The 21,636-nt window shown below is 37.4% G+C and carries 21 protein-coding genes and 1 pseudogene; 12 read left to right on the top strand and 10 right to left on the bottom strand.

The window, feature by feature from the left end; all coding sequences use genetic code 11:
- Positions 1-126 precede the first annotated feature (126 nt).
- From HRK21_RS03105 to HRK21_RS03095, 3 genes are read left to right on the top strand one after another with little or no spacing between them, the layout of a single operon-like run.
- On the top strand, positions 127-1,011 hold the full coding sequence (locus HRK21_RS03105; RefSeq protein ID WP_003739602.1) for an aldo/keto reductase: 885 nt from the start codon (positions 127-129) through the stop codon (positions 1,009-1,011).
- Complete coding sequence (locus HRK21_RS03100; RefSeq protein ID WP_070005824.1) at positions 1,008-1,664, top strand: DNA alkylation repair protein; 657 nt, start codon at positions 1,008-1,010, stop codon at positions 1,662-1,664. The genes HRK21_RS03105 and HRK21_RS03100 overlap by 4 nt, the downstream gene beginning before the upstream one ends.
- Position 1,665: 1 nt before the next feature.
- Positions 1,666-2,058, top strand: coding sequence for a VOC family protein (locus HRK21_RS03095; protein ID WP_070005825.1), 393 nt, complete (start codon positions 1,666-1,668; stop codon positions 2,056-2,058).
- A 12-nt stretch (positions 2,059-2,070) separates the two neighbouring features.
- Here HRK21_RS03095 and HRK21_RS03090 read toward each other — a convergent pair whose 3' ends face one another.
- Together HRK21_RS03090 and HRK21_RS03085 are read right to left on the bottom strand one after the other, a co-directional pair.
- The gene (locus HRK21_RS03090; RefSeq protein WP_069887787.1) at positions 2,071-2,940 is read right to left on the bottom strand and encodes an RluA family pseudouridine synthase; all 870 of its coding nucleotides are present in this window, start codon (positions 2,938-2,940) and stop codon (positions 2,071-2,073) included.
- Between the two features lie 21 nt (positions 2,941-2,961).
- Entirely contained in the window at positions 2,962-3,522 is a 561-nt protein-coding gene (locus tag HRK21_RS03085; RefSeq protein ID WP_077952254.1) for a bifunctional transcriptional activator/DNA repair enzyme AdaA, read from the bottom strand.
- A gap of 145 nt (positions 3,523-3,667) precedes the next feature.
- On the opposite strand from HRK21_RS03085, the pseudogene HRK21_RS03080 reads away from it, so the two are divergent.
- The 4 genes and pseudogenes from HRK21_RS03080 to HRK21_RS03065 all read left to right on the top strand — a co-directional run bounded on the left by HRK21_RS03080 (position 3,668) and on the right by HRK21_RS03065 (position 6,564).
- Positions 3,668-4,149, top strand: a pseudogene (locus HRK21_RS03080) (methylated-DNA--[protein]-cysteine S-methyltransferase).
- Between the two features lie 90 nt (positions 4,150-4,239).
- Positions 4,240-4,635 carry a GntR family transcriptional regulator gene (locus tag HRK21_RS03075; RefSeq protein WP_031695287.1) on the top strand — a complete coding sequence of 132 codons (396 nt, stop codon included), beginning with the start codon at positions 4,240-4,242 and terminating at the stop codon, positions 4,633-4,635.
- Positions 4,625-5,503 carry an ATP-binding cassette domain-containing protein gene (locus tag HRK21_RS03070; protein WP_069887790.1) on the top strand — a complete coding sequence of 293 codons (879 nt, stop codon included), beginning with the start codon at positions 4,625-4,627 and terminating at the stop codon, positions 5,501-5,503. The genes HRK21_RS03075 and HRK21_RS03070 overlap by 11 nt, the downstream gene beginning before the upstream one ends.
- Positions 5,500-6,564 (top strand): hypothetical protein, encoded by a 1,065-nt coding sequence (locus HRK21_RS03065; RefSeq protein WP_070005827.1) that lies wholly within the window; start codon positions 5,500-5,502, stop codon positions 6,562-6,564. Before HRK21_RS03070 ends, HRK21_RS03065 begins: the two co-directional genes overlap by 4 nt.
- Positions 6,565-6,604: 40 nt before the next feature.
- On the opposite strand, the gene HRK21_RS03060 is transcribed toward HRK21_RS03065, so the two are convergent.
- From HRK21_RS03060 to HRK21_RS03040, 5 genes are all read right to left on the bottom strand, one after another.
- Entirely contained in the window at positions 6,605-7,795 is a 1,191-nt protein-coding gene (locus HRK21_RS03060) for an MFS transporter (RefSeq protein ID WP_069887792.1), read from the bottom strand.
- Positions 7,796-7,953: 158 nt separating this feature from the next.
- Positions 7,954-9,162 (bottom strand): MFS transporter, encoded by a 1,209-nt coding sequence (locus tag HRK21_RS03055; protein ID WP_003739592.1) that lies wholly within the window; start codon positions 9,160-9,162, stop codon positions 7,954-7,956.
- A 32-nt stretch (positions 9,163-9,194) separates the two neighbouring features.
- Positions 9,195-10,064 (bottom strand): shikimate dehydrogenase, encoded by an 870-nt coding sequence (gene aroE / locus HRK21_RS03050; protein ID WP_070005828.1) that lies wholly within the window; start codon positions 10,062-10,064, stop codon positions 9,195-9,197.
- A gap of 58 nt (positions 10,065-10,122) precedes the next feature.
- The gene (locus tag HRK21_RS03045) at positions 10,123-12,048 is read right to left on the bottom strand and encodes an oxidoreductase (protein WP_070005829.1); all 1,926 of its coding nucleotides are present in this window, start codon (positions 12,046-12,048) and stop codon (positions 10,123-10,125) included.
- Between the two features lie 68 nt (positions 12,049-12,116).
- Positions 12,117-12,971 carry a sugar phosphate isomerase/epimerase family protein gene (locus tag HRK21_RS03040; RefSeq protein ID WP_003739589.1) on the bottom strand — a complete coding sequence of 285 codons (855 nt, stop codon included), beginning with the start codon at positions 12,969-12,971 and terminating at the stop codon, positions 12,117-12,119.
- A gap of 300 nt (positions 12,972-13,271) precedes the next feature.
- Between HRK21_RS03040 and HRK21_RS03035 the strand changes: the two genes are divergently transcribed.
- Entirely contained in the window at positions 13,272-14,150 is an 879-nt protein-coding gene (locus HRK21_RS03035) for a LysR family transcriptional regulator (RefSeq protein WP_003739588.1), read from the top strand.
- A 40-nt stretch (positions 14,151-14,190) separates the two neighbouring features.
- Here the strand turns inward: HRK21_RS03035 and HRK21_RS03030 are convergent, their stop codons facing one another.
- The 3 genes from HRK21_RS03030 to HRK21_RS03020 all read right to left on the bottom strand — a co-directional run bounded on the left by HRK21_RS03030 (position 14,191) and on the right by HRK21_RS03020 (position 17,110).
- Positions 14,191-15,495, bottom strand: coding sequence for a hemolysin family protein (locus HRK21_RS03030; RefSeq protein WP_069887796.1), 1,305 nt, complete (start codon positions 15,493-15,495; stop codon positions 14,191-14,193).
- Between the two features lie 255 nt (positions 15,496-15,750).
- Positions 15,751-16,620: a cation diffusion facilitator family transporter gene (locus tag HRK21_RS03025; protein WP_070005830.1), complete on the bottom strand. Its 870-nt coding sequence runs from the start codon at positions 16,618-16,620 to the stop codon at positions 15,751-15,753.
- A 64-nt stretch (positions 16,621-16,684) separates the two neighbouring features.
- Positions 16,685-17,110 carry a low molecular weight phosphatase family protein gene (locus HRK21_RS03020; protein ID WP_003725911.1) on the bottom strand — a complete coding sequence of 142 codons (426 nt, stop codon included), beginning with the start codon at positions 17,108-17,110 and terminating at the stop codon, positions 16,685-16,687.
- A 321-nt stretch (positions 17,111-17,431) separates the two neighbouring features.
- On the opposite strand from HRK21_RS03020, the gene HRK21_RS03015 reads away from it, so the two are divergent.
- The 4 genes from HRK21_RS03015 (at position 17,432) to HRK21_RS03000 (ending at position 21,578) form a co-directional block, all read left to right on the top strand.
- Entirely contained in the window at positions 17,432-19,576 is a 2,145-nt protein-coding gene (locus HRK21_RS03015; RefSeq protein ID WP_003739585.1) for a penicillin-binding protein 1A, read from the top strand.
- Positions 19,577-19,684: 108 nt separating this feature from the next.
- On the top strand, positions 19,685-19,882 hold the full coding sequence (locus tag HRK21_RS03010; protein ID WP_003739584.1) for a PLDc N-terminal domain-containing protein: 198 nt from the start codon (positions 19,685-19,687) through the stop codon (positions 19,880-19,882).
- Positions 19,882-20,787, top strand: coding sequence for an ABC transporter ATP-binding protein (locus HRK21_RS03005; protein WP_070005831.1), 906 nt, complete (start codon positions 19,882-19,884; stop codon positions 20,785-20,787). The genes HRK21_RS03010 and HRK21_RS03005 overlap by 1 nt, the downstream gene beginning before the upstream one ends.
- Positions 20,784-21,578: an ABC transporter permease gene (locus HRK21_RS03000; RefSeq protein ID WP_070005832.1), complete on the top strand. Its 795-nt coding sequence runs from the start codon at positions 20,784-20,786 to the stop codon at positions 21,576-21,578. Before HRK21_RS03005 ends, HRK21_RS03000 begins: the two co-directional genes overlap by 4 nt.
- The last annotated feature ends 58 nt before the right edge of the window (positions 21,579-21,636 follow it).

Here is a 21,636-nt window from a genome sequence, read left to right as displayed (position 1 = left end):
GCTTTTTATTAGGAGAGTAAGGCTCATTTCGGTATACTGGTTTTAAAATATAAATTTCCGAAAATAGTGTATAATTTATTTAAGAGAAAAAGTTCACAAAACAGTTTTCGTGAGGAGGGTTTCGTTTTGACAAAAACTTTACAAGACAGAATGATACTACCGGGGAATGAGACAATTCCTTATATTGGACTTGGTGTATTTCAAGTAACTGAACAAGAATTTATCGCTGGAGCTGTGGAGAAGGCAATTGAAGTAGGCTATCGGTTGTTTGATACGGCGGCAGTTTATAATAATGAAGCAATTGTTGGGCAAGCGATTGCAGATAGTACGGTCTTGCGAGAAGAATTATTTATTAGTTCAAAAGTGTGGAACGGGGATCTTGGCTATGATGAAACGTTATTTGCCTTTGAACGCACGCTTCGGAATTTGAAGTTGGATTATTTGGACTTGTATTTAATCCATTGGCCTGTTGCCGGGAAATACCGTGATTCATGGCGAGCGATGGAGCGGCTTCATGACGAAAAACTAATAAAATCTATTGGAGTTGCGAATTTCAAACAACATCATTTAAGTGATTTACTGGTTGCTGCAAATGAAAAACCAGTTTTAAATCAAGTGGAAACGCATCCACTTTTACCGCAAAATGATCTTCGGAAATATTTGGCGGAACAGAATATCGCGCACGCTGCCTGGTCACCGCTGGCTAAAGGGATATTAATGCAAAATCCGGTGATTACAGAAATTGCGAAAAAACATCAAGCATCTGTCGATCAAGTGATTTTACAATGGCATTTGAATCGCAATACGATTATTTTTCCAAAGTCAATTACCTCTAGTCGGATTGAGGAAAATTCACGATTATCCTATTTCCAATTAGATGCCAGTGATATGGAAAAAATTGACCGCCTAGAAACAGGAAAACGTGTTGGGCCGGATCCAGATGATTTGGAGTACTTTTTGAGTAGTATTGAACGAGAGCGTGCTTATTTAACAGGTGGAGCAACAGAATGACAGTTATTCAAACGTTATTTCGCGCGAATTGTTCTTTAACAGATGCTCCGCCAATGGAAGCTTACATGAAAAACCAATTTACTTTTTTAGGGATTAGAGCTGGTGAACGAAAGAAATTGGTCGCTGCATATTTGAAAGAAAATGGGGAGCCGCAAGATGTACTTGGATTTACGATAGCTTTATTTGCTGAAGAAGAACGTGAATTTCAGTATGTGGCCATTGATTTATTAACTCGTTACGGTAAAAAACAGCCCAGTGAGGCGATAAAAGTATATGAGCAATTAATTGTAACGAAATCTTGGTGGGATACTGTGGACGGCCTAGCGGGAACTGTAGTAAGTAATCATTTTAAACTATATCCTGAGTTGATTCCTACCTATAATGAAGCGTGGATAAACGGAGATAATATTTGGCTCGCTCGAACGGCGATTTTATTTCAATTGAAGTACAAAGAAAAAACCAATGTAGATTTACTTTTTTCCAATTGCGAAAAATGGCTGGATTCCAAAGAATTCTTCATTCAAAAAGCGATTGGATGGGCGCTCAGACAATATGCGAAAGTCGATAGTGAGGCAGTTCGCCAGTTTGTAAATAGCCACTCGCTTGCACCGTTAAGCCGAAGAGAAGCACTTAAACATATCGGGGAGGCGTAAAATGTTACATCATGTGGAAATATATGTAGCTGATTTAGAAGAAAGTCGCTTGTTTTGGTCCGAACTATTAGAAGAACTTTCTTATGAATTATACCAGTCTTGGAATGAAGGCTTTAGTTATAAATTCGCCGATACGTATTTAGTATTTGTGCAAACAGACGAGCCGTTTGTCGCAGAAGGTTATCATCGCAAACGCATTGGTCTTAATCATTTAGCATTTCATGGTGGTACAAAAGAACGTGTGGATGATTTTCAAGCCAAATTAAAAGCAAAAGGAACCAAACTTCTATATGAAGAAAGATATCCTTTTGCTGGTGGTGAAAATCATTATGCTGTATTTTTTGAAGATCCAAATGGAATAAAAGTAGAGATTTGTACAGAAGTCACAACGTAATGTTGTGGCTTTTTAAAATACCCAATCATCTCCAGCGGGCGCTGAAAAATTCATTTCTTTGCCTTTGAAAGGATGATTTAAATGTAATTTCTCTGCATGTAGCATGATGCGATTAGCACGAGGAGAACCACCATAAAGTGTATCACCGATGATTGGGTGGCCAATTCCGCTTAAGTGCACGCGGATTTGGTGCGTCCGGCCAGTTTCGATTTGGCATTCTACAAGAGAGGTGTTTTTTTCATTATCGTTTTCTAACACTTTAACATGCGTTACGGCTGGTTGACCATATGGGCTGATTTGGCGTCTGGAACCGTGGTGACGATCTTCGCCAATTGGTTTGTTGATTGTTTGCATTACGAGTCCCCAAGTACCATCAACTGCAGCGAGATAAGTCCGGTGAATCGCTCTATTTTCCATTTGCCAAGATAAGCCGGCAATAGCTAATTTATTTTTAGCAAACAACACTAAACCAGAAGTAGTTTGGTCAAGACGGTGAACTGCTAGGGCGTTTGCATCTTGGCCAGTTTTTTCTAAGTAATATTGCACAGCATTCGCGCAAGTATCTATTTCATAACTATCATTTGCATGAGTTTTCATATTCACCGGTTTATTGACTACAAGTAAAAAATCATCCTCATAAATAATTTCTAAGTCGTACTCATAAGTCGGGATTTTGTCGTGTAAAAAAACTGGTAAAGAAAGACTCGCGCCAACGAAAAGTGGGGTATTCCAATCTTCTAGCGGTTTATTATTTAGTAAAACGTTTTGAGACATGCGAATTTCATGTCGTGCTTTTTTACCGAGATGAAATTTTTCTTGCAAAATAGTAGTTAGTGAAAGACCTTCCCAATCTTCTAATATGGGTAATGTTACATGTGTCATATTCGTATCATCCGTTCTATTTTAATTTTTTTTGGTGGTTTTTCGAAATTGGTTTGGCGACAAACCTGTATGCCTTTTAAAAGTAGTAGAAAAATGAGAGGGATTTGGAAAACCAGACATTTTTCCGATAATTTCAATGGATTGGTTGGTGCTAGTTAATTGCTTTTTTGCGTAGCTAATTCGGACATTCTCAAGGTAAGTAATAGGCGTCATCAGCTTAATGCGCTTAAATGTACGGTGTAAATGGTAAGGGCTCCCGTGGCAGTCATCCGCAATAATTTGTAACGTGAGCGGCTTGGCAAAATTTTCTTTAATATACATTTCAATATTTGTTACCCACTCCGTATCGGGGAGTGCAGTACCACCAGATTTACATCGTTTACAAGCCCGGTAGCCATGCGAAAAAGCTTCCTCCGCACTATGGAAAATAACGATGTTTTCTTTTTTTGGTAATCGTGATTTACAAGAAGGATAGCAAAAAATCTTCGTAGATGTAACCCCATAGAAAAATGTGCCATCAGCAGTCTTATCATTCGTTAAAATTGCTTGCCATCTTTTTTTTGTTAAGTAATAATCTGACAATATTATCACCTCAACTTCTTATTAATCATAAACGTTATGGAGGTAAATTGCGAGAAAAACTTTTCTAATCTTGCTCTTATAGTGAAACTCGTTAGAAAATCCATCCATTTAGGCGTATAATTAATCTTAGAAAGAGGTGAAGGAAATGGCAGGTTTATATTATGATACGCTTCGTTTTTCAGATACTGAGATTTATTTTGCTGCCACAGATGCAGGCCTGTTTTATATTGGAACACAAGCCGAAAAAATTCAATCAGCCAAGCAAGATGCAGAAAAAATGCACATTTATAAAGAAGAACTGCTTGCTTATTTGGACGGCGAACTTACTGATTTTACTGTACCACTTAGTTTAACTGCTACTCCTCTGCAAATGGAAGTGTTTGAAGCATTAAAAACCATTCCATACGGAGAAACCAGAACGTATACAGAAATTGCAGCACAGATAAATCGTCCTAAAGCGGTGCGCGCGGTCGGTACAGCTATCGGCAGAAATCCCCTACTTTTCGTTATCCCGTGCCATCGAGTAATTGGCAAAAATGGTAAATTAACAGGTTATAGCGGTGGGATCAGAATGAAAGAATCGTTATTAAAATTAGAAAAGTAAAAATAAATCAATTGTCTTTTTAAAAGACAATTGATTTATTTTTTTATCTACTGTACTATAGGAACTAGTACAATTAGTTCTCTAAATTAGAATTCATGAAAGTTGGGGGAGAGATGTTTACGATTAACACAAAAAGTCAACTACCGATTTATGAACAGATTGTCCAAAAAATTAAAGAACAAGTTGTCAAAGGGATCCTGCAAGAAGGCGAAAAGATACTGTCTATACGTGAATTTGCTAGTAGAATAGGAGTGAATCCAAACACTGTGAGTAAAGCTTACCAAGAATTAGAACGACAAGAAGTAATTGTCACGGTAAAAGGAAAAGGAACCTTTATAGCGAACCAAGAAGATAAAGTGCGTTCGCCAAAAAAATTAGCAGAAACAAAAATTAAATTAAAAGAAACAATTCTCGATTTAGTTTATCTTGGGATTAACGTAGAAGAAATACATAGATTATCGGACGAATATAGTCAAGACATCATTGGGGGTGACATGGTTGAAGGTTGATTCGCTTAGCAAAAAAATTGACGGGAAACTCTTATTGGATAAAATAACATTTGAAGTGAAGCCAGGAGAAATTATTGGTGTGGTAGGACGAAATGGTGTTGGAAAAACCACTCTTTTTCGAACTATAATGGGTTTTTATATCCCAGACGAGGGCGATGTGTTCCTAGATGAGCCGTTGAGCAAAAATCCTCAATTAAAGCAAAAATTATTTATGCTTCAAGATAATTTACATTGTTGGGATGGTTATAAGATTCCGACGATAAAAAAATTCTATAAAAAAACCTATCCACTATTCGACGGAGCTAAATTTGATAGCTTAATGAACCGAGTCAACTTAGCCACAGATGTAAAGTTTCAAAACTATTCAAAAGGAATGAAAGGTCTTTTTGGTCTTGTTCTAGCTCTTTCTATAGGCGCAGATTATATTCTACTCGATGAACCGATGGAAGGACTTGATATAATTGCTCAAAAGAAAATAATGGGCATGTTATTAGAAGAAGTAGAGAAGCGGAAATTAGGCATTATTATTTCTTCCCATCGTTTAGCTGATTTAGATCCAATTGCTGACTATATTCATATTTTACAAGATAATCATATCGAAGAGTCTTACCATCTTGAATCACTTCGGGAACAAGCTGTTAAAATTCAAATCGCTTTTGAAAACAAAAAAATCCCACCTATTTTACTGGAAAATGGCAAAGTAATTAATAAATATGGCCGTGTTTACACCATTTTATTCCGAGATATGAATACTGAATTATACGCAGCAATAAAAAAAGAAAAACCGATTTTCATGGATGAACTCGCAGTCACGTTAGAAGACTTGTTTATTTATCATTTAGAAAAACAAGGAGGCGAGAAATCATGAGTACAGGACTTCTTTGGAAAGAATGGCGTCAGAATGCGTGGGTATTTATATTTATCATAATTGCTTTTGTAGCTTCTGAAGCTACGACCGCAACGAATACAGTTAGTATGTTTAATGAGAACTATAAATATTATCAGTCTGAAGAATTTCAAAAAAATAACACAGCAGATCAACAAATGTCGGGCAAGGAAATAAAAATTGATTTAAGTTTAACTCCATATGATTTTGAAGGGAATTTAGGGCTTTTCTTCTATGTGTTTCTGTTTTTGGGATTAAAGTTAACTGTTTTTGAGAAAAATAAACAAATGAATTATTTTACTTTTGGATTACCATATTCAAAGAAACAAATATTTTGGCATAAGTTGTTTATCCCACTGCTTTTGATTTTCACTATAGTACCGCCCATTATTTTCTGTAGGTTTTGGTATATTTACCAGCAAATACCGGAGCTGTATTTACCCAGTATGAGTGATTCATTTATGTATGTTAGTTCTTTTTTGTTATTATATTTGTTCTCTTACACGTTAGCAATGGCAGTTGGGAATTTGGTTGGAGAAATAATTACAGCTGGAATTATAGCAATTGGTTCCATCGTTAGCTTTTTATACATGTTTCCAGGTGCACTCACTAATTTAATAATTGGTTTTAAAGCTTTCTTTAGTGGAAAAACAATAATGGATGCTGACGGTGGAGCGATTATGCTGTATAACGCAATACCAACGCCAATTTTACAAGGAACTACGTTGTTAGACGAATTTGTTGTGTTACTTATGTTATCTATAGGAATGGTAATCATTAGTTGGTATGCAATGAAAACTGCTTCTTTAGAAAACGATGGCAGGTTCCTGATGAATAATAAATTCCGTCTCCCGATACTTATTATTGGTTCACTTTATGTGACTATTTGCTTTAGTGGTTACTACGCAAGTTTTGATTATGAGAAAATCATTACAACAGGAGAAGTTGTTTTCTTAGCGGTTAAAATGATACTCATTTTGGCAGCAGCTGTCACTATTTTTTGGGTATTAATGTATAAATGGAAAACACTCAGAAAACATTAAAAAAAGGTCGAGAATTGGATAATCAATTCTCGACCTTTTTTTAGATATGATCCCGAGCAAATTTTTTCTTTCTAGTAAATACAATCATTAAGAGAGCAAGGCCGAAAAGCGCAATACCTGCATTTAATAAGAAGATAGCAGCAATATCAATTCGGGAAATAGCAGCTGCAATTAAAGGAATAACAAACACGGCTATCCCTTCTGCAATTGTATAAAGACTAGTGACAAAACCTTTTCCACGAGCAGAAACTTCCGCAAGTAGTGTTAAGCCTAATTGAATAATTCCTCCCGCAGAGAAATAACCTAATAAGAAAGCTCCCACAATACAGACGATTTCGCTTGGGAAAGCAAATAATGTGAAAGAAACAAGCATGGTCATGGTTACATAAGTTATTAATATATAGAGCGTTCGCACACCGCGATTTCCTAAAATAAATGTTACGCACACACAAATAATCGCACCAACGCTTGCATAACTTACAAGTAATCGAGAAGCATCGTCTGTCATATGAATAACTTCTGAACCATATTTAGCAATCCATTGACTCATAATATAAAGGAGAGTTTGAGCCACAAAACCAAATAAAATCAAACAAATTTCATCAATGCTAAAATGAAATTTCTGCTTTTTCTCTTCCGCAAGCTCTGCTACGTCTAGTGGTTTTCCAACAGTCATCGGCGGGAAAGTTCGCGTTAATGTATAGAGTAAGTTAATTAGTAAAATAACGATTAATACAATAAAGCTCCAGCCATACCATAAGTTATTTGCCAAAATAAACGCAATCATGAATGGTAAAAGGAATTGACCAGATTGTACGAAAGCTTTAACAATGATATTAGCAGAAGCAGCTTTTTTTGGATAAGCTTCCATAAGGGCAGGATAGGTTCCTGTATCTAAGAAGGAGTTAGCTATCCCAGCAGAAATACCAAACATGTAAGCGATAATCGTATTGGGACTGAGTAGTATACCACCTAAAAAGATAATATAGAAAAACACGCCGAGAATAACAGACAACTTTCGACCGAATTTATCGGATAGCCTTCCTGAAATAAATACAGCTAATAGTTTACCAATCCCAAAGGAAGATACAACGCCGGCAGCACCAGCCAAATCTGTATGCCATTTTTGAGATAAAAAATCAATATTTTGGGCAATGATGATTAACGCCATACCATGAACAAAGTAGTTCATATAAAGACCGAGTGATGTAGATAAATATTTATTTTTCATAGTCTGCTCTCCTTTATGTAATGAGTTATGAGGAATTTTATTAAAAATATCCTCTTTTTCAATGCGTTCATATAGATAAAATGCATGAGTTTGTGCTTTTTTTCACAAATTATATGTAAGTTCAACTGAGCAAAGTGAATGCTCAGTTGAATAATGAATTATTTCGTTGCAATTTTAGATTCATTTTTGTAACGCATGTTGACAAAGATTGCTAGTAGGATACCAATCACAGTTATCGCTACATTGAATAATAACACATATTTCGGACCTTCGATACCACCAGCTTTAGTAATATAACTAGCAACATTTAAAACGATGTAGTTTGCCAAGCTGGAAGAAATCATAACAATCGAAGTGATTTTCCCTTTGTTCGTTGGGAAAAATTCATTGGCAGTCGATACAGCTAGTTGAAGAACTCCACCTGCTGCAGCGTATCCGATAACAAATCCACCAATTAAGCAAATGGTCGGTGTTTGTACGATGTAAATAATTAGCAGCATCAATGTGGCTATCGCCGGGTAAAGAATCAGAATTCGAACTGGCAAAATAAATTTTTTCACGAGAACAGCGGTAATTAAAATCGCACACATAGTTCCTAGTGAATAGAACGATTGAATTTTACTTGGATCTGCCATGCCATATAATTTTCCAAGCTCTTGGTTACAGTTTAGCCATAGTTGGAAAGTGGATGTACAAGTGAAACCAATACCGATAATAGCCCAACTAGTTGCATTGAATTTCATTTTTTCTGGTTTTACTTTTTCGCCACCCACATTATTATTCATTGGAGGGAACGGCATAAACGCAATAATTAAACCATCAATTACGATTAAAGCCATTGTAATAACGAATAGTGTGCGGAAGGACATATTTGCGGCCGCAACCATACCGATTGCAAAAGGTAATACGAATTGCCCGATAGAAATTGAGAATTTAGTAAACATGTTGGCAATCGCGCCATTTTTTGTGAAAATTTCTAGAACAGATGGTGTTACGGCTGTGTCTAAGAATGAGTTCGCAGCTCCTCCGACAAAAGCGAAAGCGTAAGCGATATACATATTTGGTGCAAATGCTAGACCGATGAAATAAACTGCGTATAACCCAACACCGATTAATGCGGAAGGTTTACGTCCAAATTTATCTGAAAAAGGTCCAGAAATTGGTAGTGTTAGTAAGCGTCCTAAGCCAAGTGCAGCGATAACCGCGATAACCATACTAACATCAAATGTGCCATCAGAAAGCTTATCTGCTCCCCATACTCCGGCGAAATCTTGTTTGTACTGGCCAAGAATGGATACCCCAATACCGTGAATAAAATAAGTAAAATAAAGTGCTATTGCTGTTGGATAAAATCTCTTTGCGTTCATTTTTTTCTCCTCTCGAAATCCTGATGAATTTATTAGTTAAAATATAAATCTCTTACTTCTGAAACTGGCATATCTTTACCAGTAAACAATTTGTATGCCTCAGCGCCTTGCCACAAAAGCATCCCTAATCCGCCTACCGTTTTACAACCAGCAGCTTCCGCATCTAGTAGAAGTTGCGTTTTTTTAGGATTGTAAATAATATCTGTGACGATAAGTTCTTTTCTAAAAACAGATGTATTGTTAATAGGTGTTTCATGTTCATTGGGGTGCATGCCGACAAGTGTTGCATTAACAAGGATATCACTAGTGGCAATTTCCGCATTAAGTTTTTCTGTATCGTTCAAATCATAAATATGTACGATGCAATTTGGTACTTCTTGTTTAATAGAAGCAACGGTTTGTTTCGCTTTCTCATAAAAAGCGTCTTTAATATTAAAAATGGTGATTTCCTTGGCCCCATCAAGTGCACACTGGACTTGGATTGCTGTAGCCGCACCACCAGCTCCAATTATAGTCATTTTTTTGCCGGCAACATCTACACTAGCATCTCGTAAATTTGCAATAAAACCAAGGCCGTCTGTTATATGCCCAGTTAGTTTCCCGTTTTCATTTACGATAGTGTTAACAGCGCCAATCATCCGAGCGGCAGGGGAAAGGTCATCCATGTGTTTTAAAACTTCACTTTTACAAGGCATAGTTACATTTGCACCACGAAGATTAAATGTCTTGATTGCCTTGATAGTATCTGCAACTTTTTGGATAGGTGTGTCGAAGGCTAGGTAAGCATAATCCAAACCCGCTTTTTGAAAACTGTAATTATACATGATTGGAGATTTTGAATGGTCTATGGGTGTCCCAATTAAGCCAAGAAGCCTAGTCGTTCCTGAAATTCTATTTTCCATTTTGTTTTCCTCCGAATGAATCCTACTCGCTTTTTGTCTGGGCGAGCAGGACAATAAATTATAATTGTAATACAGCGTCAAGTGCTTCTTTCGTTGCATCAAGTGCCCGGCGTGCGCGTACAGCATCACCGATAACATAGGTTTCCGGTACAATTGCCTTAATAGCTTCTTCTAGCGGATTATAGGCTCTTGATCCCATTGCTAGAACCACAGAGTCAAAACCATCGATCCGCTCTTCTTTGTTGTCAGCTAGGGAATAGGTTACTCCGTCTTCAAAGAAACTCGTTACTTTTGCATTAGTAACACTTTTGATTTTATATTCATCGAAATCACGCATAAGAAACTTACGGTGCTCAGAAATGACATCTGCCCCGACTTCATCACGAAGTTCTACCACGGTAACATCATGACCAGCCTCACCTAAAAATGCAGCTGTTTCACTACCAACCATACCGCCACCTACAACAAGAACTTTTTGACCACATTTCTCTTTTCCATCCAGTAAGTCGACTGCATGAATCAATCCTGCATCCTCGATACCTGGAATTGGTAAAACTAGTGGAGTGGCGCCAGTTGCAATAATGACAGCATCTGGTGCAACTTTTTGAATAAGTTCTAATGTAACGGGTGTGTTTGTTTTAATTTCGACATCAAACTGTTCACATTTTTTAATGTAACTACGAACCATGTTTGTTAAGTCGCCTTTACCAGGAGGATAGGCAGCTAAACGCATTTGACCGCCAATCATATCGGATGCTTCATAAACTGTCACATCATGACCACGAGATCCGGCCATCCATCCAGCATAAAGTCCACCAACGCCGCCACCAACAACCATCACTTTTTTACTTGGAGTTTTTGGTAAGTAAGCTTCAGATTCACGTCCGAGTAACGGATTTACTAGGCAAGTAATTGGTTTTCCGGCATACATGTTAGCCACACAACCTTGAAGACAAGCAATACAAGGAAGTAATTCGTCTAGTTTTCCTGCTGCAGCTTTATTTGGTGTTTCTGGATCTGCTAAAGATTGACGCCCGAAAGCAACCAAATCAGCGCGGCCTTCACGAACCATTAATTCCGCGTAATGCGGCTCTGTGAAACGACCCACAGTAATTACTGGGATAGAAACAGCGCGTTTGATTTGTGTTACAAGATCAGAGCTAAATCCAGCATGCAAGACGGTTGGTGCCCACATGTATTCATCGCGAATATGGACACTTCGAGAAACATGCAAACCATCCAAACCACAATCTTCTAAATAAGCTGCGACGGTTGCGCTATCTTGAACACTGAGTCCACCTTCCACACCATCTGTGCTATTAATTCGGCAAAGGATTGCGATAGAATGACCAACACGTTTACGAATACTTTCAATAATAAGACGTGGTAATCGCATTCGGTTTTCAAAACAGCCACCAAACTCGTCTACACGTTTATTCGTTCGTGCGGATAAGAAACTACTTACTAGATAACCATGTGCGCAGTGAATTTCAACCGCATCAGCACCCGCTTTTTTTGCGCGTAAAGCAGCTTCTCCGTATAGCTCAATCAATTCATAAAGTTCTTCTCTCGAAATGGCTTCTGGTGTGTTTCGTCCGGCAGCAGAGGCGATTGCCGAAGCTGCTTTTAAAGGGAAACCAGAAACTTTGGAATTACCTTCTGGTCCAGCGTGCTGTAATTGAACAGAAATTTTTGCTCCAGCGTCATGACAGACATCAATCACTCGTTTAAAACTAGCAATTTGATGGTCGCTATACAAGCAAGCTTTATTTGCTCCGCCTTTTGCGCGCACATCTACAACAGTCGCTTCAAAAGTAATAAGCCCAAAACCTCCAAGTGCTCGTTCTTTATAGTAAGCAAGGGAAGTATCTGATAAAGTTCCATCTGTATTTGCATAGTTGTTACACATTGGCGATACGACAAAGCGGTTGGGCACTTTCATTGGCCCGATATCAATAGGTGAAAACATCGAATTAAATTTCAAAAATAACACTTTCCTTTCAAAGGGAGTATTTCTACTACGTTATCAATTTCACATAATTGAGTAGTGGGTTACCGTGGAGAAATCTCTGGCCATGCCTCATCCAGAACTTTTTTTGTTGCATTATATACTTTAATAGCAGCATACTCTAAACCAGTTTCTACCATAGAGTCTGAGATAACCTCGACTCCCATGACACGTGGATTTACACCATGTTCTTTTAAAATTTGTGCAAACCCGACCGTATCTCCGTATCCTTCTCCTGGAGCTAGACGATCATGAAGTGATTCTTCACGAAGTTCTTTATAAGGTGTTTCGTGGACATCGCATAGTTGGATAGAAACAATCCGATCAGCGGGAACATTTTTGATAGATTCTGCTGTTTGGTTTGCTCTAGCCCAGTGCCACGTGTCACAAATAAGTTGCGCATTATCTCGGCCGCATGCTTCTGCTACTCGCCAAGCTGCTTGTAAGTCTGCTACACCGCTATATGGCATAAATTCTAAACCAATAATTAATTCTTCTGCGCGGTCACATAATTCACCAAGTGCGACAATGATTTGTTCTTCAGGGATTTTTTCAAGCAAACCACAATTAATATGTTGGACGCCAAACAATCGCGCCATGTGGAAAGTTGTTTGCTCTTTCTTTTGTTGTTCTGCTGTACGATCTTCGGCAGTGCCCCACTGGGTTATGTACTCCACTTCCGTTACTTTCATGTTATGCTCATCTAAAATGCGTAACATGTCTTCATCAGTTAATCCAGCAGCTAGCGCATCAACATAGTTTTCTGCACGCAAGCCAATTCCGTCAAAACCGTTTTCAGCAGCGACTTTCACTCGTTTAGGAAAAGAAACCTCCGTCCCTAGTGTGTAAGAGCTAATCGTGATGGGGCATTTTTTTAAGTTGCCATTTGCATTTGTCATAAAAATTATCTCCTCTCCATAATGAAAATCACAAGAAACTTTGATAATATTTTCACAAACACCAGCAAAAAAATAAATTCCACTAAATTAAAAATCTCTGATGTGATAACGCCTTCAATAGATGAAAAAGGAACTGGACAGTTAACCTATTCTACCGTATATTGGTTTTTAAGGAATAGTTTATTTCACTGGCGTAACTACAGTTTAATTGTATTATGACTATTCCATAAAAACAAATTGGTATTGTTCTATTAATTGATAGATAAATTGCATAGATAACTTTTTAGTTAGGAGAGAAGCATGAATTTACACCATTTACGATACTTCGTCACACTGGCGCACATGGAGCATTACACAAAAGCAGCTGAAAAATTGCTGATTACACAGCCTAGTTTAAGTCACGCAATTTCTTCTTTAGAACAAGAATTAGGTATCCCTTTATTTGAAAAAGAAGGGCGGAATATAGGGTTAAGTAAAGCTGGAAAAGTATTTCTTGATTATGTGGAAGAGTCATTAGATATGATTGATGCGGGTGTCGCGACGACTAAAAAAGCGGCGAATGGGGAAGGGCAGATTGACTTGGCATTCTTGCAAACACTTGGCACATCGCTAATACCAAAGCTTGTTCAAGAATTCCTCCAAACCGAACCAGAAAAACAAATCGATTTTATTTTCCATACGGGTGTTTCGATTGATATCATTCAAGGCCTGAAAGAAAAGAAATTTGATATTGGTATTTGTTCTAAGCTTGAAAATGAAAAAAATATTCACTTTACCCCAATTGCCAAGCAAGAATTAGTGCTCATTGTCCCTAAAAATCATCCGCTTGCTGGAAAAGACTGGATTGATTTAATCGAAACTGTAGATTATCCGCATATCGCATTCTCGAAAAAAAGTGGTTTGCGTCCAATTATCGATGATTTATTCAGAAAAATTGGAGCCGATTATCAAATCGCATATGAAATTGAAGTGGACCAAGTCATTGCTGGAATGGTCGCACAAAACTTTGGAATTGCTGTAGTTCCGAATATGCCCATTTTAAATTATGTAGATGTCAAAGTCTTACCAATTAGAAGCCCAAACTGGGAGCGATTCTTTTATCTTGCAGTCGCGAAAAACCAAACATTAACGCCAGCAGCAGAGAAATTTAAACAATTTATGTTAGCGCATCGTATATAAAAAAAGTAGCTATCCTATTAGAGGAATAGCTACTTTTTGATTAATCATTCGTTTTTTTGATGATTTCGATATATTCAATATGATGAGGTTCGCCTTGTTTTACGCGGAAAATAAAACCATCGTAATCAATTTCGTCCCCAACTTCTACTTCATAATTTTGTGTTAAGAACCAACCGCCAATTGTGTCGACTTCTTCTTCCTCGATTTCAGTACCTAAAATATTATTTACTTCATCAATAAGAAGTTTCGCATCAACAATATAGTGACCGTCTTTGATTTTGCGAATTTCTGGAATTTCATCAGCATCAAATTCATCGCGAATATCACCAACGATTTCCTCGACAATATCTTCTACTGTAACGAGCCCAGAAGTACCACCATATTCGTCAAGTAAAATTGCGATATGGGAACGTTCACGCTGCATCCGGAAAAGTAATTCTTTAATCGGAATCGTTTCAATCACTCGAATAATTGGTTTTACATACGGGTCAATACTAAAACTTGGGTTAGATCCATGTTCAACATATGCTGACAAAATCTCTTTTAAGTTAAGTACGCCGATAACGTGGTCTTTATCGCCATCAATAACCGGATAGCGTGTATAGCGTTCATTTTGCATAATGTCGGATAATTCCCCGATTGTAGAACCTGTATCAACGGTCACAATCTCTGTTCGCGGAATCATAACTTCTTTCGCCATTCGTTCATCAAAATCAAAAATCTTATTCACATAACGAAATTCTGATTGGTTGATTTCACCACTCTTATAACTTTCGCCGACGATTATTTTTAATTCATCTTCGGTATGAGCAATTTCATGTTCTGATGCAGGTTCTAAGCCAAAAAGACGCGCGATGAAAACTGCAGAACCATTTAAAATCCAAATGAACGGGAACATCACTTTATAAAAAATATGCAGTGGACGCGCTACGGCAAGTGCAACTGTCTCTGTTTTATCAATCGCCAGTGTTTTCGGTACAAGTTCCCCAACAACTACATGCAAGAAAGTGATAAATAGAAAGGCAATCGTGAAGGACAGAATCGTAATAGCTGATTGCGGAAGTTCCATTAAGCTAAATAACGGATGTAACGCCGCTTCTACCGTAGATTCACCCAACCAACCAAGTCCAAGAGAGCTAATTGTTATCCCAAGTTGGCAGGCAGATAAGTAAGCGTTCAAATGGTTGTAAATATGTCTAGCAAGGACCGCACGTTTATCTTTCTCCGCAATTAATTGGTCTAAACGGCTCGGTCGCATTTTAACAATCGCAAATTCCGTTGCCACGAAAAACGCTGATATAGCAATAAGTAAAGCTATAATTAAAAATTTAATGGTTAATATCAATAAATCGCCTTGACAGAAATAGTTTCTGCTAAGGCAAACACCTCCTAATTTAATATAAATAAGCTTATGAAAAAACTATCTATATAGAAGAAAAAACGCCCTGGAAGAGAAATCCTCCAATGTGTTGCTGCTGATTTTTCATGCTAGTTAGATAATTTATATGAATTAGTTTCTCTGCCCCATCGAATATTCCCTCCCAGCAAATGATACTTTAATCTAAATTATAGTTGACTTTACCATTATTGACAACGAATATTATTCAAAAAATGGTTCAATGTGAACTAAAGTAAAAGCCCCCTCGTATTCATTTCGAATTTTTTGTTCAACGATTTCAGTAATTTCATGACTTTGAACCACATTTAGCTCTGGGTCTACGGCGATAGTCGCATCAATCCAAATTCGGTTGCCGTTCATTCGCGCTTTGATGTCAATTACTTTTTTGACATCAGGTACGGAAGCAATTAAATCATGAATTGTCTCAAGTTTCGAAACATCAAAACCATCTGTCAGTGTGTGGGCAGCATCGTAGAATATTTTGATCGCAGTATAGACTATTAAAATACCTACTAAAAAGGCTGTCACGGAATCAAGCCAAGGAGCACCAAGGACAGCACCAATAATACCGATAAATGCACCAAAACTAACGAAGGCATCCGAGCGATTATCATACGCAGCAGCTCGCACCGCTTGACTATCAATTTTTTTCGCAAGTTGATGATTATATAAATAAATGGCATACATAAAAATACCAGAAAAAAGAGCGACAACAGCAGTTAGCATAGAAGGAGTTGCAAATTCTTTTTCAATAATATGAACAATGGAACTCCAAATAACTTGTACACCAACTAGAAACATAATGATAGAAGCAATTAAGGAGCTGATAGTTTCTGTCCGCCGATGTCCATAAGAATGATCTGCATCAGGTGGAATACGAGAAATTCTAAGACCGATTAAAAGGGCAACGGAAGCAACGATATCCGTCGTATTATTCAAACCATCTGCAAACAGGGCATCAGAGTTTCCTAATTGCCCAGCAACTATTTTTAAAACCGCAAGAAATAAATACGCAAATATACTTAAAAATGCCGCTTTCTCTGCCTTTTTTAAATCGTTGTATCCGTCCATTATGTAGGTTCTCCTTTCTCTTTTAACATAAAAGTCCCGCCTACAAATGGCGGGACAACGAAATCTAAGCCTCTATCAATACGTGCTCTAAATTTTTTACTGATAAGGCAATGTTATCACATACTTCTTGATAACTCGCCCATTTTTTTGGTAACGCTATTTCTTGTTCTGGATCATCAATGTCCCAATAAATAATTTTTTCTTGTATGTTAGCTGGAAATTTTGGTGCAGTTTCATGTGCAGAATCATAAATTGTTACAATGAGATCAGCATCTGCCAGTAGTTCTGAGCTAGGAGAATAAGACAAGCTTTCAGGAGGCTCGATTGCAAACTCATTCAACGCTTCTGCAATAAATGGTGTTGATTTGGATTTATGCCAAGAACCGCTAATGAATTTGACATTGCTAAGTGAAAGTCTTTTCGCCCAGGCTTCAGCAATGGCACTTCGAATATGCGTTTGTGATAAAAAGTAGATCAGCTTTTGCGTCATATTCCAATTCCTTTCTGGCGTATTAATGAATCCATGTAAAATTTGCTGCCATTACTTGTTGTACACAGTATATAGTTGATAATTATTACCAAAACACAAGTAATGGTAACAGTAATATCTACCCTTTTTGAATTACTGAAAACATTAAAATGAAGAAATTGTAAAAAAGAGGTTAATAAATATGTAGGAAATATGGATTATTACAAAATTATTACAAAAATCGGTCTAAAGTTGGTGGCGCAAAGTTGCTTTTTAACGTAAAATACGTGTATAACTGTGTGTATAGTTTATTTAATACCGTGTAGAAGATAGGAGAGTTACATGGACAAATTCAAACAGCAACTTATTAAATACTTAAAATTATTCTTTGGTTTTATAGGAAAATGGATTAGCAAAGGATGGCAGAAATTTAGACGTTTCTGGAAAAACAAACATATCGGAAAGATTTTTTTACTCGCTGGACTTGTATTTTTATTAAGTTTTATCATTTATCTTGTTATAGTAGCAAAATCTGCCGACATAGACGCGCTGAAGAAAGGTTTAGAGTCAGCCACGATTATTTACGATAAAGATGGCGACAAAGCGGGAGAACTTTCTTCCACGGATGCAACATTTGTATCCATTAATAAAATCTCTAAGAATTTACAAAATGCGGTAGTTTCCATTGAAGATAGAAAATTTTATGAACATAAAGGTTTTGATTTGAAAGGGATTGCTCGTGCTGGCGTTAATTTAATCACTAGCGGTGGGATTTCTGGTGGTGGTAGTACGATTACACAACAACTTGCCAAAAACGCGCTACTGACGCAAGAACAAACCTTTACACGAAAAGCCAAAGAAATTTTTATGGCCCGTGAAATTGAAAAAACCTACTCAAAAGATGAAATTTTGGAAATGTACTTAAACCGCTCTTACTTTGGTAATGGAGAGTGGGGAGTCGAAAATGCTTCATTAAAATATTTTGGTAAATCAGCAGCAGACTTAAACATACCAGAAGCTGCGACAATCGCCGGACTACTTCAAGCTCCAAGTGCATACGATCCATACAATCATATTGACAAAGCAACGAATCGCCGCAACATGGTATTAAATGCGATGGTCGAAACAGGAACCATTACAAAAGCAGAAGGCGACAAATACAAAGCGACAAAAATAGTTTTAAATGATCAATCAAAAGATCCGCTTGCGAATAAATATCCGTGGTATATCGATGCAGTTATCAATGAAGCTGTAAATGAAGCAGATATAACGCAAGATGAGATTATGCAAAAAGGATATAAAATCTACACAGAATTAGACCAAAACTATCAAACTTCTTTAGAAAAAGTATACAACAATGACGGACTTTTCCCTTCCAATGCAAATGATGGCACACTGGTTCAATCGGGAGCTGTCCTAATGGATCCTGCTACTGGCGGAATTAGGGCGCTTGTTGGTGGACGCGGAGAACATGTTTTCCGTGGTTTCAACCGAGCGACCCAGATGAAAGCCCAACCAGGTTCCACAATGAAGCCACTTGCGGTTTACACACCGGCGCTTCAATCTGGCTATGATGTAGACTCTATGCTAAAAGATGAAAAAACAACATACAAAGGCAATTATACTCCAACCAATGTGGGTGGCGTTTATAGCGGAGAAGTCCCAATGTATAAAGCTGTAGCCAACTCAATTAACGCTCCTGCCGTTTGGTTACTTGATCAAATCGGCATTGATAAAGGCGTAAAATCTGTCGAGAAATTCGGAATTACAGTTCCTGAAAAAGATAGAACTCTCGGGCTTGCCCTTGGTGGTATGAGTAAAGGTGCTTCGCCAGTTGAAATGGCAACAGCGTATGCGACATTTGCTAATAATGGTGCTAAACCGGAATCACATATTATTACTAAGATAGTTGACCCATCAGGCAATACAGTATATGAAAATGTTCCTAAAACAAAACAAATTATTTCAGAAACAGTATCTAATGAAATGACTTCCATGCTTTTAGACGTTATCAATACCGGGACAGGTCGAAGTGCAGCTGTTTCTGGTCATGAAATGGCTGGTAAAACAGGTTCGACACAAGTACCTTTTGATGATACAAGTGGTACAAAAGACCAATGGTTTGTGGGTTATACGCCAAACTTGGTCGGAGCCGTTTGGATGGGATTTGATAAAACAGACAAAGAACATTACCTAACTACGACAAGTTCTGCGGGTGTATCTAGCCTCGCCCACTACGTAATGAATAGCGGTTTACAGTATCAGAAATCAGCAGACTTTAGTACGAAGAGTGCCGCGCAAGAAACCGCAACGAAAAAAGAAGAAGAAGAAAAAGAAAAGAATAGTGGCAGCGACTTTTGGAGTGGTGTGAAAGAAAAAGCCGATGAAGCTGGAGAAACAATCAAAAAAGGCGCCGATAAAGTAAAAGAGTTCGGTGGAAAAGTTTCTGATGGCATTGGAAACTTAATTGATTCAATAGGCAATTAATAAAAAGCACATTTTACTATATTGACTCTAGTAAAATGTGCTTTTTTGTATTGCATTAATATTATAACTGTTATACAATGAGTATAACAAAAGAATGAGGTGAGTACATTGGATAAAACACAAATCGCATTAATTATACCCGTAATCCTTCTCTATTTAGCTTTATTATTAACAGCTATTATTGACTTAACAAAAAACTGGAATGAAAGAAAAAATCCAGTTATCTGGCTAGTTGTCATTATCGTTATTAACATTTTTGGCCCCATATCCTATTTTATTTTTGGCCGAAAAGAGGAAGGTAACTAATGAAAAAATTGGAAATTCAAGGACTAAAGAAAAAATACAATGGCAAATGGGTTATTAAAGGTATTGACCTCACTATCAATGAAAAAGAATGTGTAGCACTTATTGGTCCTAATGGGGCAGGAAAGTCAACCATGATTAATATGATTGTCCAAATCTTAGCACAGGACGAAGGGCAAATTACTTTAGACGGTCAAAATGCAAAATTAGTTCGCGAAAAAATTGGTTTTTTACCGCAGTATCCTGAATTTTATGGTTGGATGAGCGCGACAGAGTGCCTTCATTTTATGGGAAAGCTATCTAATATGAAAAAAAATGATTTAAAAGCACGCATTAAAGAAGTCTTAAAATTAGTAGGGCTAGAAGAGAGTGCGAATAAAAAAATTAGCACGTATTCAGGAGGAATGCGACAACGACTTGGGATTGCTCAAGCCATTTTGCACCGACCAGAACTACTTGTACTAGATGAACCAGTATCCGCACTTGATCCTATCGGTCGCCGGGAAATGATGCTGCTATTAGCCAAACTAAAAAAAGAGATTACTATTTTGTTTTCCACACATATTTTAAAAGATGCTGAAGAAATTTGTGACCGCATTGCCATCATTAAAAATGGCGACTTGGTTACAGATAAGACAGTAGCGCAACTTATGGAAGAAGAAAGTTCCCCTGTGTTTGATGTCGAATTTAGTGGGGACAGTGAAGCATGGCAAACGCTACTACTTCAAAATGAACACGTGGAGAAAATTGAAAAAATTGGGATGGTTTATCAAGTTTACACAACTAACCAAAAAGCTGGGGCAGAAGCTATTTTGAAATCTTTATTACAAATAGATGGTGAATTTATTCGTGTCGAAAACAGACACCAAAGCTTAGAGGAAATTTTTATGGAGAAGGTGGGCAAATGACACATTTTAATGCTTTATTAGCAAAAGAGTGGCTGGAACAACGTAGAAGTTTAAAAATCATATGGCTGCCGATTGTATTTGCACTTCTTGGACTCACACAACCACTAATGATGTATTTTTTACCAGAAATTCTAAAAGCAGTAGGCGCAGGCACAGAGACAGAACAAGTAGTCGCTTTAATGGGAAATCAATCAGCTCAAGAGGTTATGGCTCAAACACTTGGTTCCCAGTTTGATCAAATTGGCATTATCATTATCATCGTTGTTGCGATGGCTTGCATTCAGAATGACCGAACAAGAGGCATGTTAGCGTTTATTATGACAAGACCAGTGAGTGCAGTGGAATATGTGCTATCAAAATGGGTAATGCAATGTATGGTAGGTTTAAGTTCTCTTTTCATTGGCTATGTATTGGCTGCTTATTATACGTACTTTTTATTTGGAGAATTAGCAATCAATTCTTTAACTCAAGGATTTTTTGTTTACGCCATTTGGTTTATCTTTGTAATTAGTTTGGTTGTTTTTGCGAGCGCGGTTTTTGATAGTAATGCGGTTGTTGCGATGAGCAGTGTGTTTATAGCGATTGTTTTAGGTGTAATCAGTGGTTTTGGCGGCTGGATTCAAATGTTTAATCCGGCTTATCTAAGTAAAAATGCAACAATGCTAATTATGTCTGATAAAACGATGGATTATTTTATCCCACCAATTTGCATAACTATCATATGGATTGCTCTGTTTGTAAGTTTAACCATCCTAATGATAAAAATAAAACCACTCCCAAAAGCGGAATAGCGAACATTTTTCCTGTGTTTTGCGAAAATATCCGGTTTATACTAAAATAGAATAAAAA

The organism is Listeria monocytogenes, from assembly GCF_013282665.1.
Taxonomy (GTDB): Bacteria; Bacillota; Bacilli; order Lactobacillales; family Listeriaceae; genus Listeria; species Listeria monocytogenes_C.
Note: the sequence above shows the minus strand (reverse complement) of the source record. Positions and strands in the feature narration are given on the sequence as shown.

Coding starts and splice junctions, on each gene's coding strand:
- HRK21_RS03100 (WP_070005824.1), top strand. CDS start 1,008: ATGACAGTTATTCAAACGTTATTTCGCGCGAATTGTTCTTTAACAGAT.
- HRK21_RS03095 (WP_070005825.1), top strand. CDS start 1,666: ATGTTACATCATGTGGAAATATATGTAGCTGATTTAGAAGAAAGTCGC.
- HRK21_RS03090 (WP_069887787.1), bottom strand. CDS start 2,940: ATGACACATGTAACATTACCCATATTAGAAGATTGGGAAGGTCTTTCA.
- HRK21_RS03075 (WP_031695287.1), top strand. CDS start 4,240: ATGTTTACGATTAACACAAAAAGTCAACTACCGATTTATGAACAGATT.
- HRK21_RS03065 (WP_070005827.1), top strand. CDS start 5,500: ATGAGTACAGGACTTCTTTGGAAAGAATGGCGTCAGAATGCGTGGGTA.
- HRK21_RS03060 (WP_069887792.1), bottom strand. CDS start 7,795: ATGAAAAATAAATATTTATCTACATCACTCGGTCTTTATATGAACTAC.
- HRK21_RS03055 (WP_003739592.1), bottom strand. CDS start 9,162: ATGAACGCAAAGAGATTTTATCCAACAGCAATAGCACTTTATTTTACT.
- aroE (WP_070005828.1), bottom strand. CDS start 10,064: ATGGAAAATAGAATTTCAGGAACGACTAGGCTTCTTGGCTTAATTGGG.
- HRK21_RS03040 (WP_003739589.1), bottom strand. CDS start 12,971: ATGACAAATGCAAATGGCAACTTAAAAAAATGCCCCATCACGATTAGC.
- HRK21_RS03035 (WP_003739588.1), top strand. CDS start 13,272: ATGAATTTACACCATTTACGATACTTCGTCACACTGGCGCACATGGAG.
- HRK21_RS03025 (WP_070005830.1), bottom strand. CDS start 16,620: ATGGACGGATACAACGATTTAAAAAAGGCAGAGAAAGCGGCATTTTTA.
- HRK21_RS03020 (WP_003725911.1), bottom strand. CDS start 17,110: ATGACGCAAAAGCTGATCTACTTTTTATCACAAACGCATATTCGAAGT.
- HRK21_RS03015 (WP_003739585.1), top strand. CDS start 17,432: ATGGACAAATTCAAACAGCAACTTATTAAATACTTAAAATTATTCTTT.
- HRK21_RS03005 (WP_070005831.1), top strand. CDS start 19,882: ATGAAAAAATTGGAAATTCAAGGACTAAAGAAAAAATACAATGGCAAA.
- HRK21_RS03000 (WP_070005832.1), top strand. CDS start 20,784: ATGACACATTTTAATGCTTTATTAGCAAAAGAGTGGCTGGAACAACGT.